Source organism: Nonomuraea sp. NPDC003560, from assembly GCF_042878785.1.
Taxonomy (GTDB): Bacteria; Actinomycetota; Actinomycetes; order Streptosporangiales; family Streptosporangiaceae; genus Nonomuraea.
On the sequence record NZ_JBIAOF010000020.1, the window covers coordinates 52,079 to 65,798 of the forward strand.

Here is a 13,720-nt window from a genome sequence, read left to right on the forward strand (position 1 = left end):
CGGGGAGGGGCGGCAGGCCCCTCCCCGCTCACGCGCGCCCGCGGGCCGCGCCGCCGGCGCGGATCGCCGCGAGGAGCGTGCCGGCCAGCAGCAGCGCCGAGGTGACCGTCAGGACCACGCCCAGCCGGTGCAGCCCCTCGTCGGTGGCGCGCTCGCCGTAGGTCACGCTGATGAGCAGCGCCGAGCAGATGGCCCCGGCGTACTGCGAGGTGCGCAGCAGGCCGGCGGCCATGCCGATCAGGGCGGGCGGCGCCTGGGCGTACATGGCGGCCTGGTTGCCGACGATGTTGAGCCCGTTCTGCACCCCGAAGACCATGCTGAGCAGGCACAACGACAGGATGGACGCGCCGCCGTCGAGCGCCGGCAGCCAGGCGCAGCCCGCCAGCAGGGCCGCGGCGCCGGCCGGCAACATCCAGCGCGCCCGGCCCGACGCGCCGTCGGCCCGCGCGGCCAGCCCCGAGACCACCGCGCCCACGGCCGAGGTGGGCATCAGCAGCAGCCCGGCGACCGCCGCCGTCAGCCCCCTGCCCTGCTCCAGCCACTGCGTCCAGCCGTACAGGAAGCCATAGGTGGCCATGAAGGTCACCGCGTTGCGCAGGTAGGTGACCAGCAGCGGCCGGTTGCCGGCCAGGTCGCGCAGGCTGCCGCCGCCGCCCGCGCCGGAACGCTCGTACGGCTCGTCGCGCGGCAGCCACAGCAGCGCCGAGACCACCCCGGCCACGGCCATCGGCAGGTTGACCAGGAAGATCCAGCGCCAGCCGCCGAGCGCGTCGAGCAGCCCGCCGAGCGGCGGCCCGAGCACCATGCTGACCTGCCCGGCCATGGCCAGCGCGCCCATCACCGAGGCGGGCGCGGCGCCGCCGGACCGCTGCGACCTGCGGCGGACCATGCTCATGGCGGCCGGGTAGGCGGCCGAGGTGCCGAGGCCGATCACCACGCGGGCGGCCACGAGCAGGCCGAGGGTCGGCGCCCAGTAGCCGAGCAGCCCGCCGGCCGCGACCGTGACCAGCCCGGCCAGGTAGACGCGGCGCGGGCCGAGCCGGTCGGCCAGCCGGCCCAGCACCGGCTGGCCGACGGCGGTGGCCAGGTACAGGGCCGACACCAGCCAGGAGGTGGCGTCGGCGCCCACGCCGAAATGGTGGGCGATGGGCACGAGCGCGATGGCGATGATCGAGGAGTTGATCGGGTTGAGCAGCGAGCCGACCGAGACCGCCGTGACGAAGCGGGGGCCGAAGGCGGCCTGGCCGGGCTCGCTGTCCGGCCGCGGCGGCGCGGTCACAGCTGGTACTTCTCCTCTAGCTTCTCGTAGATGTCGATCTTGTAGTCGATGGCGGCCAGGTCGTCCTTGAGCTGGTCGATGCGCTTGGCCACCTCCTCGCGGTGGGTGAGCAGGATCTGCTTGCGCTCGGCGGTGGTGCTCTCGCCGGCGCGGACCAGCTCGGCGTAGCGGCGGACGTCGGCGATGGACATCCCGGTGCCGCGCAGCCTGGTCAGGAAGCGGATCCAGGCCAGATCACGTTCGGTGTAGCGGCGGTGCCCGTTGCCGCCGCGCGGCGGCGTCTCCCGCATCAGGCCGGCTTTCTCGTAATAGCGCAGCGCGTGGGCGCTGAGGCCGGTCTCGGCTGCGACTTCCGCGATCGTCAGGCTCTGACTCATACCGATCATTGTCGCCCTTCGAGCGCGATCCAAGTCAAGTGCATTCGCCGGAATTCCGGTGAATGCGGGTTCGGACTTGACGGAATGGGACCGGCTACCTCCATACCGCCCGGTCACCGCCGGGCGGCGCGTTGACGCGTTTTCCGGCTGCTGAACATGATTCATCCGTAGCGCCGGACGAAATGGTGGTGCCAATGGCGAAGAGCGAATTCGTGAGATTCCTCGGCGACCTCCGGGAGAATCCGCAAAGACGCGCTGAGTATAGCGCGAGAAATCTCAGTCAATTGTTGTTCCACGCCTCCGACGAGGGCTTCCGGTTCACCGCCGAGGAGCTGGTGTCGGTGGTCGGGGCCCTGGAGATCGAGGTCATCGTCGCCAAGGACGGCGAGTCCGTCGACGGCGGCAGCACGCTCTGGCGGCACATGTGGGGCAGGCGTTACCTGGACTACCTGCTCGATCACGTGGTGGCCAGGTTCGGCGAGGAGGAGCTGCGCGGGTTCGCGGCCGACGAGAGGCGGCCGGTGGCATGAGCGGGACGAACCTGATCGCGTTCCTGCGCCTGGCGGGCTCGCGCGCCGACGTGCTGGAGTCGCTGAAGGACAAGAGCAAGGCGGAGGTCGTCGCCGCTGCGGCCGAGCACGGGCTGCCGTTCTCCGAGGACGACTTCAACGGCGTGGTGTGGGAGCTGGAGGAGCGCCTGGCCGACCTGCGCGGCGACGCCTTCGACGCCACCTTCCCGCTCTGGCGGACGATGTGGGGTCAGCACTACCTGGAGTTCCTGGTCGGCGACCTGCTGCCCGCGCTGGAGCGGGCCCGGCTGCTGGAGCCGTCGTGAGCGCCTACGACTACATCGTGGTGGGCGCGGGCAGCGCCGGCTGCGTCCTGGCCAGGCGGCTGCTGGACGCGCTGGGCTGCCGGGTGCTGCTGCTGGAGGCCGGCGGCCCGGACGACGCCGAGTGCGTGCACCGGACCGACGTCCCGTCGATCACGTCGATGTGGGGCTCGCCGGAGTTCGTGTGGGACTACGCCAGCACCCCGCAGCGGGAGCTGGGCGGCCGCGTCGTGCCCATCCCGCAGGGCCGCGTGACGGGCGGCGGCAGCTCGGTCAACGCCATGATGTACGTGCGGGGCAACCGGCGCGACTTCGACGGCTGGGCCGCGCTGGGCAACGACGGCTGGTCCTACGACAAGGTGCTGCCCTACTTCAGGCGCTCGGAGGACTACCCGGGCGGCTCGCCGGAGTACCGGGGCGGCGGCGGCCCGCTGAAGGTCGTGGACTACGGCTCGCCGTCGGACGCCTCGCGCGCCTTCGTCCGGGCGGCGATCGCCCGCGGCCGCGCCGACGGCACGGGCGACTACAACGGCCCCCGGCAGGAGGGCCTGGCCTTCTTCTACCAGTCCACCCGGGACAAGGACGGCCGCCGCTCCAGCACGTCGGAGGCGTTCCTGCGGCCGGTGCTCGGCGAGCCGAACCTCACGCTGGAGACCGGCGCCGTGGTCACCCGCCTCACCGTCGAGGGCGGCCGGGCCACGGGCGTGGAGTACGTCAAGGACGGCCGTACGCACCGGGCCACGGCCGCGCAGGAGGTCGTCGTGGCCTGCGGCGCGCTGGGCTCGCCGGCGCTGCTGCTGCGCTCGGGCCTCGGCCCGGCCGCGCACCTGCGCGAGCACGGCGTCGAGGTGGTCGCCGACCTGCCGGGCGTGGGCCGCAACCTGCAGGACCACGTGCTGTTCGGCATCGGCTACGAGAGCCTGCGCGAGCTGCCCTTCCCCGAGCTGCTGGCCGAGGCGGGGCTGTTCACCAACGTCCTGGGCGGCGACGGGCCGGACCTGCAGTTCTTCTTCGGCCCGGTGCAGTTCATCGACGACCGGTACAGGACGGACGGCCCGGGGTTCACCTTCGCGCCGATCCTGCTGCAGCCGGAGAGCAGGGGCGAGGTGCGGCTGCGCCCCGGCGACCCGCTGCGTCCCCTCGTCGACCCGCACTACCTGGAGGCCGCCGCGGATCTGCGGCTGCTGACCGAGGCCGTCGTCCTGGCCAGGGAGCTGGTCTCGGACGCGGCCTTCGACTCCCTGCGCGGGCGGGAGCTGGCCCCCGGGCCCGGCGTGACGAGCCCGGCCGCCCTGGCCGAGTACGTGCGGGCCAGCGCCTCGACCGTGTGGCACCCGGCCGGCACCTGCCGGATGGGCCGCGACGACGAGGCGGTCGTCGGACCCGACCTGCGGGTGCGCGGCGTGGACGGGCTGCGCGTGGCCGACGCCTCGGTCATGCCGGTCATCACCCGGGGCAACACCAACGCGGCCACGATCATGATCGCCGAGAAGGCCGCCGACCTGGTCGCCGCATCGGCGCGGAGGTGAGCTGAGATGACACAGAGCTTCGACTTCGTCGTCGTCGGCGGCGGCACGGCCGGATCGGTCATCGCCGCCCGGCTGAGCGAGCTGCCCGGGGCCAGCGTGCTGGTCCTGGAGGCGGGCGACACGAAGGTCACGGACGCGGTCGAGGACCCGAGCCGGTGGAACGAGGTGCTGCTGACCGAGCTGGACTGGGCGTACATGAGCGAGCCGCAGCCGGGGCTCGGCGGGCGCCAGGTCTACTCGGCGGCGGGCCGCGGCCTGGGCGGGACGTCGAACGTCTACCACATGATCCACACGCGCGGCCGTCCGGCGGACTTCGACGCCTGGGCCTACGACGGCTGCCCCGGCTGGTCCTACGCCGACGTCCTGCCCTACTTCCAGCGCCTGGAGGGCCAGCGGGACGCGACCAACCCCACGGCGGGCCACGACGGCCCCATCAAGATCGTCAACGCCCGGGACATGGGCAACCCGGTCTCCCAGACGTTCGTGGACGCCTGCGTGGAGCTCGGTTACCCGCAGGTCGAGGACTTCAACGCCGACAGCTTCGGCGTCAGCTGGCACCACGTCGACATCGACGTCGACAAGGGCACCCGCTGCGGGGTGCGCGCCTCCTACCTGGAGCCGGCGCTGGAGCGGCTGAGCGTCGAGGTGGGCGCGCTGGCCACCCGGCTGCTGTTCGAGGGCGAGCGCTGCGTGGGCGTGGAGTACCTCAAGGACGGCGAGCTGCGGACCGTCCGGGCCGAGCACGAGGTGATCGTCAGCGCGGGCGCGATCCAGTCGCCCAAGCTGCTGCAGCTGTCCGGCATCGGCGAGGCCGGGGCGCTGGCCGCGCTCGGCATCCCGGTGGTCGCCGACCTGCCCGGCGTGGGCGCCAACTTCCACGACCACCCGCTGGTCATCGGCCCGATCGGGTACATGGAGGAGGCCGCGCCCGACCCGCGCGGGCAGGTCACCGAGGTCGGCCTGTTCTGGGGGTCGGAGCCGGGGCTGCCGGTGCCCGACATGGAGATCTGCCTGGTGCACCGGGCGCCGTTCGGCGACCAGTTCTTCGCCAACGTCATCAAGCGGGTGGAGACCGGGCAGCCGCTCACGCCGGTGCGCGAGCTGGTCGACCCGAAGATCGTGCTCACCCTGCCGGGGCTGGTCCGCCCGCTGTCACGGGGCAGCGTACGGCTGGCCGGCACCGACCCGACGGCCTACCCGCGGGTCAGCGCGAACTACTTCGCCGAGCGCTCGGACCTGGAGCGCACGGTGACGATGGTGCAGATCGCCCGCGACATCTACGCCAGCTCGGCCTTCCGGCGCGACTGGGGGCTGACCGAGGTCGCGCCCGGCCCGGACGTGCGCACCCGGGAGCAGCTCAGCGCCTGGGTGGTGGAGAACGTCGGCTCGTACTACCACTTCGCCGGCTCCTGCAAGATGGGCTCGGACAGCCTCGCCGTGGTGGACACCCGGCTGCGGGTGCGCGGCGTCGAGGGGCTGCGCGTCGCCGACGCCTCGATCATGCCGACGATCGTCTCGGCCAACCCCCACACCACCACCGTGATGATCGGCGAGCGCGCGGCCGAGTTCGTCGCGGCGGACTTCCTCCCGGCCCGACAGGAGGCCACGCGATGATCCACCAGTTCATCTTCGGCGCCCCCAAGCCCGGCTTCACCGCCCAGCAGTTCCAGGACTACTGGGTCAACGTGCACGCGGTGAAGTTCGCCAGCAAGATCAAGCAGATCAGGCAGTACCTGGTCGACACCCGCATCCCCTTCGACGGCGACGTGGGCCGGCCGGCGCTGCCGCACCAGGGCATCGCCGAGATCTGGCTGGCCAGCGCCGAGGAGCAGCTCGCCTCGCTGCAGAGCGAGGAGTTCCTCCAGGGCGCCCGGCTGGACGAGCCCAACTGGGCGGCGTTCTGGTCGACGATCGTGGTGGACACCGTCGCCCACGAGCTGGTGCCCGGCCCCAAGCCGCGGCCGGACAGCTGGGTGAAGGTCACCACGCTGATCAAGCGGCGGCCCGGCCTGCCGCTGGACACCTACCGCAAGCAGTCCCTGGAGTCCTACGCCGCCGCGGTGGCCGGGCTGCCGGGCCTGCGCAGGCACCTGCACTGCCACACCGTGGACGGCGCGTACACCTTCGGCGAGGCCGGCTTCGACGCCGTGGACCAGCTCTGGTTCGACGACGTGGACGCGCTGCGCGCCGCGCTGGCCTCGGCCCACCACGCCCGCCGGGTCAAGCCGGAGCTGGAGGCGATCGCCGACCCGGCCCACGTGTTCTCCATGACCTGCAAGGAAAACTGGATCATCCCCGGGGAGTCGGCATGACCAAGCGCGTTCTCGTGATCCTCTCGGAGTTCGGCTACTGGGGGGAGGAGCTCGTCGGCCCGCTGTCGGCCTTCGACGAGCGCGGCTACGACGTCGTGTTCGCCACGCCGACCGGCAAGCAGCCGCACGCCCTGCCGCCCAGCATGGACCCCGACTACGTCGACCCGCCGCTCGGCCGCTCGGTCACCACGCCCGAGGTGGCCAAGCTGACCCGCGACCTGGACGAGTCGGGCCGCCTGGCCAACCCGCTCAACCTGTCGGCCTGGGCGCCCGAGCGTCCCTACACCAGCAGCCCCGACTACCTGCGCCGGCTGGAGTCCTACCACCGGGCGGTGGCCAAGCTGGAGGCCGAGCTGGTGCCCTACGACGCGGTGCTGATCGTGGGCGGCAGCGGGCCGATCGTGGACCTGGCCAACAACGAGCGGGTGCACGAGATCGTGCTCGCGTTCGTGCGGGCGGGCAAGCCGGTGGCGGCCGAGTGCTACGGCGTGGCCTGCCTGGCCTTCGCCCGCGACTGGGAGGACCGCAAGAGCATCATCTGGGGCAAGCGCGTCACCGGCCACTGCAAGGAGTACGACTACAAGGACGGCACCGGGTTCCTCGGCGTGCCCGACTTCAACATGGGGCCGCCGCCGTACCCGCTGGAGTACATCCTGCGGGACGCCACCGGGCCGCAGGGCCGCTACATCGGCAACTTCGGCAGGGAGACCTCGGTCATCGTGGACTTCCCGTTCGTCACCGGACGCTCCACGCCCGACTCGTTCCTGACCGGGCAGAAGATCGTCGAAGTGCTCGAGGGCGGCCTGCGCCGCTTCGGCTGGTGATGGCGGGCCATGGCCAGGGACGGCAACACCGCGATCATCGAGCAGTTCCTCAGCGACGGCATCACGTACATGTTCGGCAACCCGGGGACGGTCGAGCAGGGCTTCCTCGACGCGCTGGAGGGCTTCGAGGACTTCCACTACATCCTCACCCTGCAGGAGACGGTGGCGGCCGGCATCGCCGACGGGTACGCCCGCGCCACGGGCGGCCCCGCGCTGCTGCAGCTCCACAGCGGTGTGGGGCTGGGCAACGCGATCGGCATGCTGTACCAGGCCAAGCGGGGGCACTCCCCGCTGGTGGTGGTCGCCGGTGAGGCCGGGGTCGGCTACGACGCGATGGACGCCCAGATGGCCGCCGATCTCGTGGCCATGGCCCGGCCCGTCACCAAGCACGCCATGCGCGTGATCGACCCGGGCTCGGTGCTGCGGGTGCTGCGCCGGGCGGTCAAGATGGCGATGACGCCGCCGCGCGGCCCGGTGTTCGTGGCGCTCCCGCTCGACGTGCTGGACCAGCCCAACCACGAGCCGGTCCAGCCGTCGGTGGTGCCGCACTCGGCCGCGCTGCCCGCCCCCGAGCTGGTCCGCCGGGCCGCCGGGCTGCTGTCCGGCGCCCGGTCGCCGATCATCCTGGCCGGCGACGGCGTGTCGGTCTCCGGCGCGCAGGCGGAGCTGACCCGGGTGGCCGAGCAGCTCGGCGCGGACGTGTGGGGCGTGGAGTTCTCCGAGGCGAACATGGACGGCCGGCACCCGCTCTTCCGCGGCCAGCTCGGCCACATGTTCGGCCAGGTCAGCGCGGACGCCGTCAAGGACGCCGACGCCGTGCTGGTGGTGGGCACGTACCTGTTCCCCGAGGTGTTCCCGTCGCTGAGCAGCCCGTTCGGCGAGGACGCGCGGATCGTGCACATCGACCTGGACTCGTACGAGATCGCCAAGAACCACCCGGTCACGCTGGGCCTGGTGGCCGACCCCCGGCTCACGCTGGCGGCGCTGTCGGCGGAGCTGGAGGGCACGCTCAGCAAGGCCGACCGGCAGGCGGCGGCGGCCCGGCTGGCCCGCCGGACGGCGGCGCCGCGCCCGGCGCCGGCCGAGGACTCGATACTCAACGCGTTCATGCGCGAGCTGGCGGCGCGGGCCCCCGAGGACGTGATCGTCTTCGACGAGGGGCTGACCGCCTCCGGCGTGATCGGCTCCTACTTCCCGCCGCGCGGGCCGGGGAGCTGGTTCCTGACCCGCGGCGGCTCGCTCGGCGTGGGCATCCCGGGGGCGATCGGCGCCAAGCTCGCCCATCCGGACCGCACGGTGATCGGCTTCACCGGCGACGGCGGCAGCATGTACACCTTCCAGGCGCTGGCCACCGCCGTCCGGTACGACATCGCCGCCAAGTTCGTGATCTGCAACAACCACAGCTACCGGCTGCTGGACAACAACATCGAGGAGTACTGGCGCGGCCGGGGCATCCCCGGTCACCGCTTTCCTCGCTCCTTCGACCTCTCCTACCCCGACCTCCAGTTCACCGACCTGGCCAGAGGCTGCGGCGTGGACGGGCTGCGGGTGGAGAAGGCCGACCAGATCGAGGAGGCCGTCGAGCGGCTGCTCGGCCACGACGGCCCCTTCCTCATCGACCTCGTCACCGAACCGGGGAGGCCATTGTGAGCGGCATCGAGCCACGGGCCGGCGCGGCGCTGAACGGCCGCAAGATCGCTGTCCTGATGGAGAGCGACTACGTCGAGCCGGAGATCTTCTACTACGAGCGGCGCTTCGCCGAGGCCGGCGCCGAGGTGCACTTCATGACCCGCCTGTGGGGGCAGCCGTCGATCACCTTCATCGGCCACGAGTGGCGGGTGCCGTTCACCGTGGACCGCGGGTTCGAGGGCATCAGCGACCGTGAGCTGCGCTCCTACGCCGCGGTGATCGTGCCCTCGGGGATCGTCTCGGACCGGCTGCGCTTCACCGACGACGTCAACCGGCTGGCGCCGGCCACCGCGTTCGTGCGGCGGGCGCTGGAGGAGCCGTCGATCATCACGGGCGTGATCTGCCACGGCCTGTGGCTGATGGCCGCCGCCCCCGAGACGATGCGCGGGCGCAAGGTCGTCGCGCACAACAACCTCGTGGGCGACGTGCGGAACATGGGCGCCGAGTACGTGGACCAGGACGTGGTCATCGACGGCAACCTGATCACCGGGCGCAGCGTGTACCACTGCCATCTGTTCGCCCACACCATCATCGGCCAGCTCGCCGAGACGCTGTAGGAGCAACGATGAACTTCACCTTCATGGACACCGTGGCCGGGCGGGTCGAACGGTTCGACGCCGGCTCCGGCTCCTTCCGGCTGGCGACCATCGACGGCCGTACGGTCGAGGTGCGCCTGGACGGCGAGGTCTCGGCCGAGGTGCTGCGCAACCTGGGCGAGCCGTACGTGGACGCGGGCGACCACGTGCGCGACATGCTGACGCCGGGCCGCCACCTGTTCGTCTACGGGATCTTCTACCCCGAGGGCGAGGAGCCGGTCTTCTCGGCCAAGCGGCTGATCTTCCTGGGCCGCGGCTCCGGCGAGTACCGGTTCGAGCAGCCCGACTGGTGGATCAACCAGCTCGACGAGATCGCCGCGTTCTACCGCCGCGCCCAGTTCGGGCAGGGGCCGGTCGACTTCCGCGACTACCGGACGATCCTGCGCCTGGGCGGCGACAAGACCGCCAGCCACGTGCAGGAGACCGACACGATCTCGCGGCTGGTGTACGGCATGGCCTCGGCGTACCTGCTGACCGGCGACGACGCCTACCTGGAGGTCGCCGAGCGCGGCACCCGCTACCTGCGCGAGCACATGCGCTTCGTGGACCCCGAGAACGACGTCGTGTACTGGTACCACGGCATCAAGGTGGACGGCGAGCACGAGAAGAAGCTGTTCACCTCGGAGTTCGGCGACGACTACGACGCCATCCCGATGTACGAGCAGATCTACGCCCTGGCCGGCCCGACGCAGACCTACCGGGTCACCGGCGACAAGCGCATCGCCTCCGACGTCAATGCCACGCTGCGGCTGTTCGAGAAGTTCTTCCGCGACCACCGGCGCGGCGGCTACTACTCGCACGTCGACCCGATCCTGCTCAGCCCGCACCACGAGTCGCTCGGGCCGAACCAGTCGCGCAAGAACTGGAACTCCATCGGCGACCACGCCCCGGCCTACCTGATCAACTACTACCTGGCCACCGGCGACCAGCGCCACCTGGAGATGCTGGAGCGCACCTTCGACACGATCGTCGAGCACTTCCCCGAGCCGTCGAGCCCGTTCGTCAACGAGCGCTTCCACGACGACTGGAGCCACGACCTGACGCACGGCTGGCAGCAGGACCGCGCGGTCGTCGGGCACAACCTGAAGATCGCCTGGAACCTCATGCGCATGCACGGCGCCCGCCCCAAGGACGCCTACCGGGACCTGGCCGAGCACCTGGCCCGCACCATGCCGGCGGTCGGCAGCGACCAGCAGCGCGGCGGCTGGTACGACGTCGTCGAGCGGCACCGGGCCGAGGGGCAGCGGTGGCACCGCTTCGCCTGGCACGACCGCAAGGCGTGGTGGCAGCAGGAGCAGGCGATCCTGGCGTACCTGATCGTGGCCGGCGAGCTGGGCGGTGACGACCACCTGGAGCAGGCGCGCCAGGCGGCGGCCTTCTACAACGCCTTCTTCCTCGACCACGACGAGGGCGCGGTCTACTTCAACGTGCTGGCCAACGGCCTGCCGTACCTGCTCGGGACCGAGCGGTTCAAGGGCAGCCACTCGATGAGCATGTACCACTCCTCCGAGCTGTGCTATCTGGCGACCGTCTACACGCGGCTGCTGGTCACGCGGCAGCCGCTCACCCTGCACTTCAAGCCGGGCCCGGACGCCGAGCGCATCCTGCGCGTCGCGCCCGACCTGCTGCCGGCCGGGCGGGTGCTGCTCACCGAGGCCGAGGTGGACGGCAAGCCGTACGAGGTGCTGGACCCGGTGGCGATGACCGTGGAGCTGCCGGAGTCCACCGAGGCGCTGCGCGTCAAGGTGACGCTGACCCCGGTGCAGGAGTGAGCGTGCCGGCCATGGAGATCACGACGGACACGATCGGCCCGGTCACCGTGATCGGGCTCGCCGGCCAGCTCGACAGCAGGTCGGCCCCGGCGGCGCAGGAGCGCATCCTGTCGCTGCTGCCGGACAGCCGGCCGGTGCTGCTCGACCTGACCGGCGTCAGCTACCTGTCCAGCGCGGGCCTGCGCACGATGTTGCTGGTCTACCGGCAGGCGCGGACCCTGGACAGCTTCATCGCCCTGGTGGGCCTGTCGGACGAGCTGCGCGGGGTGATGGCGGCGACCGGGTTCCTGCGCTTCTTCGTCGTCGCCGACTGCGTGGCGGACGCGCTGGAGATCGTCCGGGCCGCCGAGCCGCGGGAGGAGGCCACATGAGTGTGGAGACGCAGGGCGTGCCGGGCCGGATCGACTCCTTCCCGACGGCCGAGCTGGCCGGGTTCGGGGTGCGGGCGGGCCATCCGATGCCGTTCGGCGCCACGCTGGTGCCCGGCGGGGTGAACTTCTCGGTCTACTCCAGCGGCGCGAGCGCGGTCTCGCTGGTGCTGTTCCGGCGCGGCGAGCGGGAGCCGTTCGCCGAGCTGCCCTTCCCCGGCGAGTACCGGATCGGCGGCGTGTGGGCCATGACCGTGTTCGGCCTGGACCACGAGGGCGTCGAGTACGGCTACCGCGTCACCGGCCCCGAGACGCCCGCCCCCGGCGACCGGTTCGACCCGGCCAGCATCCTGGCCGACCCGTACGCCAGGGTCATGTCGGGCCGGGACGTGTGGGGCGCCGAGGTGGACTGGGACGACCCCTACCCCTACCGGTCGGTGCTGGTCTCCGACGACTTCGACTGGGAGGAGGACCGGCCGCTGCGCGTCGCGCCGGAGGACCTGGTCGTCTACGAGCTGCACGTGCGCGGCTTCACGGCGGACCCGTCCTCGGGGGTGTCGGCGCCGGGCACGTACGCGGGGCTGATCGAGAAGATCCCCTACCTGAAGGCGCTCGGCGTCAACTGCGTGGAGCTGATGCCGGTCTTCGAGTTCGACGAGTTCGACATGAGCCGGGTCAACCCGGTCACCGGCGAGCGCCTGTACAACTACTGGGGCTACTCGACGCTGGGCTTCTTCGCACCCAAGGCCGGCTACGCGGCCACCGGCCGGTACGGCATGCAGTCCGACGAGTTCAAGAACCTGGTCAAGGAGCTGCACCGGGCCGGGATCGCGGTGGTGCTGGACGTGGTCTTCAACCACACGGCCGAGGGCAACGAGAACGGCCCGACCATCCACTTCCGCGGCCTGGACAACGCCACCTACTACATGCTCACGCCGGAGGGCTACTACTACAACTTCAGCGGCACCGGGAACACCTTCAACTGCAACCACCCGGTGGTGCGCGACTACGTGCTCGACTGCCTGCGCTACTGGGCCGGCGAGTACCACATCGACGGCTTCCGCTTCGACCTGGCCGCGATCCTGGACCGCGGCCAGGACGGCGCGCCGCTGGCCAACCCGCCGCTGATCGAGACGCTGGCCCACGACCCGCTGCTGCGCGACTGCCTGCTGATCGCCGAGGCGTGGGACGCGGGCGGCCTGTACCAGGTGGGCTCCTTCCCCGGCTACCAGCGCTGGTCGGAGTGGAACGGCCGCTACCGCGACGCGCTGCGCCGCTTCCTGAAGGCCGCCCCCGGCTCGGCCGGCGAGCTGGCCACCCGGCTGGTCGGCTCGCCCGATCTGTACGCCTCCCGCGGCACGCTGGCCTCGGTCAACTTCGTCACCTGCCACGACGGGTTCACGCTGGCGGACCTGTTCGCCTACGACGGCAAGCACAACGAGGCCAACGGCGAGGACAACCGCGACGGCAACGACGACAACCAGAGCTGGAACTGCGGCGCCGAGGGCCCGACCCAGGACGCCGAGGTGCTGGCGCTGCGCGGGCGGCAGGCCAGGAACGCGATGCTGCTGCTCCTGCTCAGCCAGGGCATCCCGATGATCCTGGCCGGCGACGAGGTCGGCCGCACCCAGCAGGGCAACAACAACGCCTACTGCCACGACGGCCCGCTGTCGTGGTTCGACTGGGGCCTGACCGAGCGCAACGGCGAGCTGCTGCGGTTCGTGCGCGAGTGCGTCGCCTTCCGCGCCGCGCACCCGATGGTGCGCGACCGCCGCCACCCGTGCGGCGACGAGGGCGCCGGCGGGCTGCCGCAGGTGTCCTGGCACGGCGAGCGGGCCGGCGAGCCCGACTGGTCGCCGGACAGCACGCTGGTGGCGATGCTGCGCAGCGGCCCGGCGGCCGGCGGCGGCGCGGAGCACCTGTACCTGGCCGCCAACACCCACTGGCAGGCGCGGGAGCTGGAGCTGCCCGCCCTGCCGGACGGCGCGGTGTGGCACCTGTTCGCCGACACCGCGGCCGCCGCCCCCGGCGACGTCCACTCACCGGGCCAGGAGCCGCCGCTGGCCGACCAGCGGCGGATCGTCGTCGGCCCGCGGGCCGCGGTCGCGCTGGTCGGCCGCGCCCCTCACTGAAATCCCCGAA

The 13,720-nt window shown here is 71.9% G+C and carries 13 protein-coding genes; 11 read left to right on the plus strand and 2 right to left on the minus strand.

Annotated features, from left to right (window positions below):
- Nucleotides 1-28: 28 nt before the first annotated feature.
- Together ACFYUV_RS48405 and ACFYUV_RS48410 are read right to left on the minus strand one after the other, a co-directional pair.
- The gene (locus tag ACFYUV_RS48405; protein ID WP_387682275.1) at nucleotides 29-1,279 is read right to left on the minus strand and encodes an MFS transporter; all 1,251 of its coding nucleotides are present in this window, start codon (nucleotides 1,277-1,279) and stop codon (nucleotides 29-31) included.
- Nucleotides 1,276-1,656 (minus strand): MerR family transcriptional regulator, encoded by a 381-nt coding sequence (locus ACFYUV_RS48410; RefSeq protein WP_352330857.1) that lies wholly within the window; start codon nucleotides 1,654-1,656, stop codon nucleotides 1,276-1,278. The genes ACFYUV_RS48405 and ACFYUV_RS48410 overlap by 4 nt, the downstream gene beginning before the upstream one ends.
- A 284-nt stretch (nucleotides 1,657-1,940) precedes the next feature.
- Between ACFYUV_RS48410 and ACFYUV_RS48415 the strand changes: the two genes are divergently transcribed.
- The 11 genes from ACFYUV_RS48415 to glgX are packed head-to-tail and all read left to right on the plus strand — an operon-like array spanning nucleotide 1,941 to nucleotide 13,710.
- On the plus strand, nucleotides 1,941-2,186 hold the full coding sequence (locus tag ACFYUV_RS48415) for a hypothetical protein (RefSeq protein ID WP_387682278.1): 246 nt from the start codon (nucleotides 1,941-1,943) through the stop codon (nucleotides 2,184-2,186).
- Nucleotides 2,183-2,491, plus strand: a complete 309-nt coding sequence (locus ACFYUV_RS48420) for a Nif11 family protein (protein ID WP_387682281.1) — start codon at nucleotides 2,183-2,185, stop codon at nucleotides 2,489-2,491. Before ACFYUV_RS48415 ends, ACFYUV_RS48420 begins: the two co-directional genes overlap by 4 nt.
- Nucleotides 2,488-4,017: a GMC family oxidoreductase gene (locus ACFYUV_RS48425; RefSeq protein ID WP_387682284.1), complete on the plus strand. Its 1,530-nt coding sequence runs from the start codon at nucleotides 2,488-2,490 to the stop codon at nucleotides 4,015-4,017. The genes ACFYUV_RS48420 and ACFYUV_RS48425 overlap by 4 nt, the downstream gene beginning before the upstream one ends.
- A gap of 6 nt (nucleotides 4,018-4,023) precedes the next feature.
- On the plus strand, nucleotides 4,024-5,631 hold the full coding sequence (locus ACFYUV_RS48430; protein ID WP_387682287.1) for a GMC family oxidoreductase: 1,608 nt from the start codon (nucleotides 4,024-4,026) through the stop codon (nucleotides 5,629-5,631).
- Nucleotides 5,628-6,329 (plus strand): EthD domain-containing protein, encoded by a 702-nt coding sequence (locus ACFYUV_RS48435; protein ID WP_387682289.1) that lies wholly within the window; start codon nucleotides 5,628-5,630, stop codon nucleotides 6,327-6,329. Before ACFYUV_RS48430 ends, ACFYUV_RS48435 begins: the two co-directional genes overlap by 4 nt.
- On the plus strand, nucleotides 6,326-7,153 hold the full coding sequence (locus ACFYUV_RS48440; protein WP_387682292.1) for a type 1 glutamine amidotransferase domain-containing protein: 828 nt from the start codon (nucleotides 6,326-6,328) through the stop codon (nucleotides 7,151-7,153). The genes ACFYUV_RS48435 and ACFYUV_RS48440 overlap by 4 nt, the downstream gene beginning before the upstream one ends.
- Before the next feature lie 9 nt (nucleotides 7,154-7,162).
- Nucleotides 7,163-8,803, plus strand: a complete 1,641-nt coding sequence (locus ACFYUV_RS48445) for a thiamine pyrophosphate-binding protein (protein WP_387682295.1) — start codon at nucleotides 7,163-7,165, stop codon at nucleotides 8,801-8,803.
- Complete coding sequence (locus ACFYUV_RS48450) at nucleotides 8,800-9,399, plus strand: DJ-1/PfpI family protein (protein WP_387682298.1); 600 nt, start codon at nucleotides 8,800-8,802, stop codon at nucleotides 9,397-9,399. The genes ACFYUV_RS48445 and ACFYUV_RS48450 overlap by 4 nt, the downstream gene beginning before the upstream one ends.
- Before the next feature lie 8 nt (nucleotides 9,400-9,407).
- On the plus strand, nucleotides 9,408-11,210 hold the full coding sequence (locus tag ACFYUV_RS48455; protein ID WP_387682301.1) for an AGE family epimerase/isomerase: 1,803 nt from the start codon (nucleotides 9,408-9,410) through the stop codon (nucleotides 11,208-11,210).
- A gap of 11 nt (nucleotides 11,211-11,221) precedes the next feature.
- Nucleotides 11,222-11,581, plus strand: coding sequence for an anti-sigma factor antagonist (locus ACFYUV_RS48460; RefSeq protein WP_387682304.1), 360 nt, complete (start codon nucleotides 11,222-11,224; stop codon nucleotides 11,579-11,581).
- Nucleotides 11,578-13,710, plus strand: a complete 2,133-nt coding sequence (gene glgX / locus ACFYUV_RS48465) for a glycogen debranching protein GlgX (RefSeq protein WP_387682307.1) — start codon at nucleotides 11,578-11,580, stop codon at nucleotides 13,708-13,710. Before ACFYUV_RS48460 ends, glgX begins: the two co-directional genes overlap by 4 nt.
- The last annotated feature ends 10 nt before the right edge of the window (nucleotides 13,711-13,720 follow it).

Bases quoted from the DNA above. Each gene is read 5' to 3' on its own strand.
- ACFYUV_RS48410 (WP_352330857.1), bottom strand. From the start codon at position 1,656: ATGAGTCAGAGCCTGACGATCGCGGAAGTCGCAGCCGAGACCGGCCTC.
- ACFYUV_RS48420 (WP_387682281.1), top strand. From the start codon at position 2,183: ATGAGCGGGACGAACCTGATCGCGTTCCTGCGCCTGGCGGGCTCGCGC.
- ACFYUV_RS48430 (WP_387682287.1), top strand. From the start codon at position 4,024: ATGACACAGAGCTTCGACTTCGTCGTCGTCGGCGGCGGCACGGCCGGA.
- ACFYUV_RS48435 (WP_387682289.1), top strand. From the start codon at position 5,628: ATGATCCACCAGTTCATCTTCGGCGCCCCCAAGCCCGGCTTCACCGCC.
- ACFYUV_RS48440 (WP_387682292.1), top strand. From the start codon at position 6,326: ATGACCAAGCGCGTTCTCGTGATCCTCTCGGAGTTCGGCTACTGGGGG.
- ACFYUV_RS48445 (WP_387682295.1), top strand. From the start codon at position 7,163: ATGGCCAGGGACGGCAACACCGCGATCATCGAGCAGTTCCTCAGCGAC.
- ACFYUV_RS48455 (WP_387682301.1), top strand. From the start codon at position 9,408: ATGAACTTCACCTTCATGGACACCGTGGCCGGGCGGGTCGAACGGTTC.
- ACFYUV_RS48460 (WP_387682304.1), top strand. From the start codon at position 11,222: ATGGAGATCACGACGGACACGATCGGCCCGGTCACCGTGATCGGGCTC.
- glgX (WP_387682307.1), top strand. From the start codon at position 11,578: ATGAGTGTGGAGACGCAGGGCGTGCCGGGCCGGATCGACTCCTTCCCG.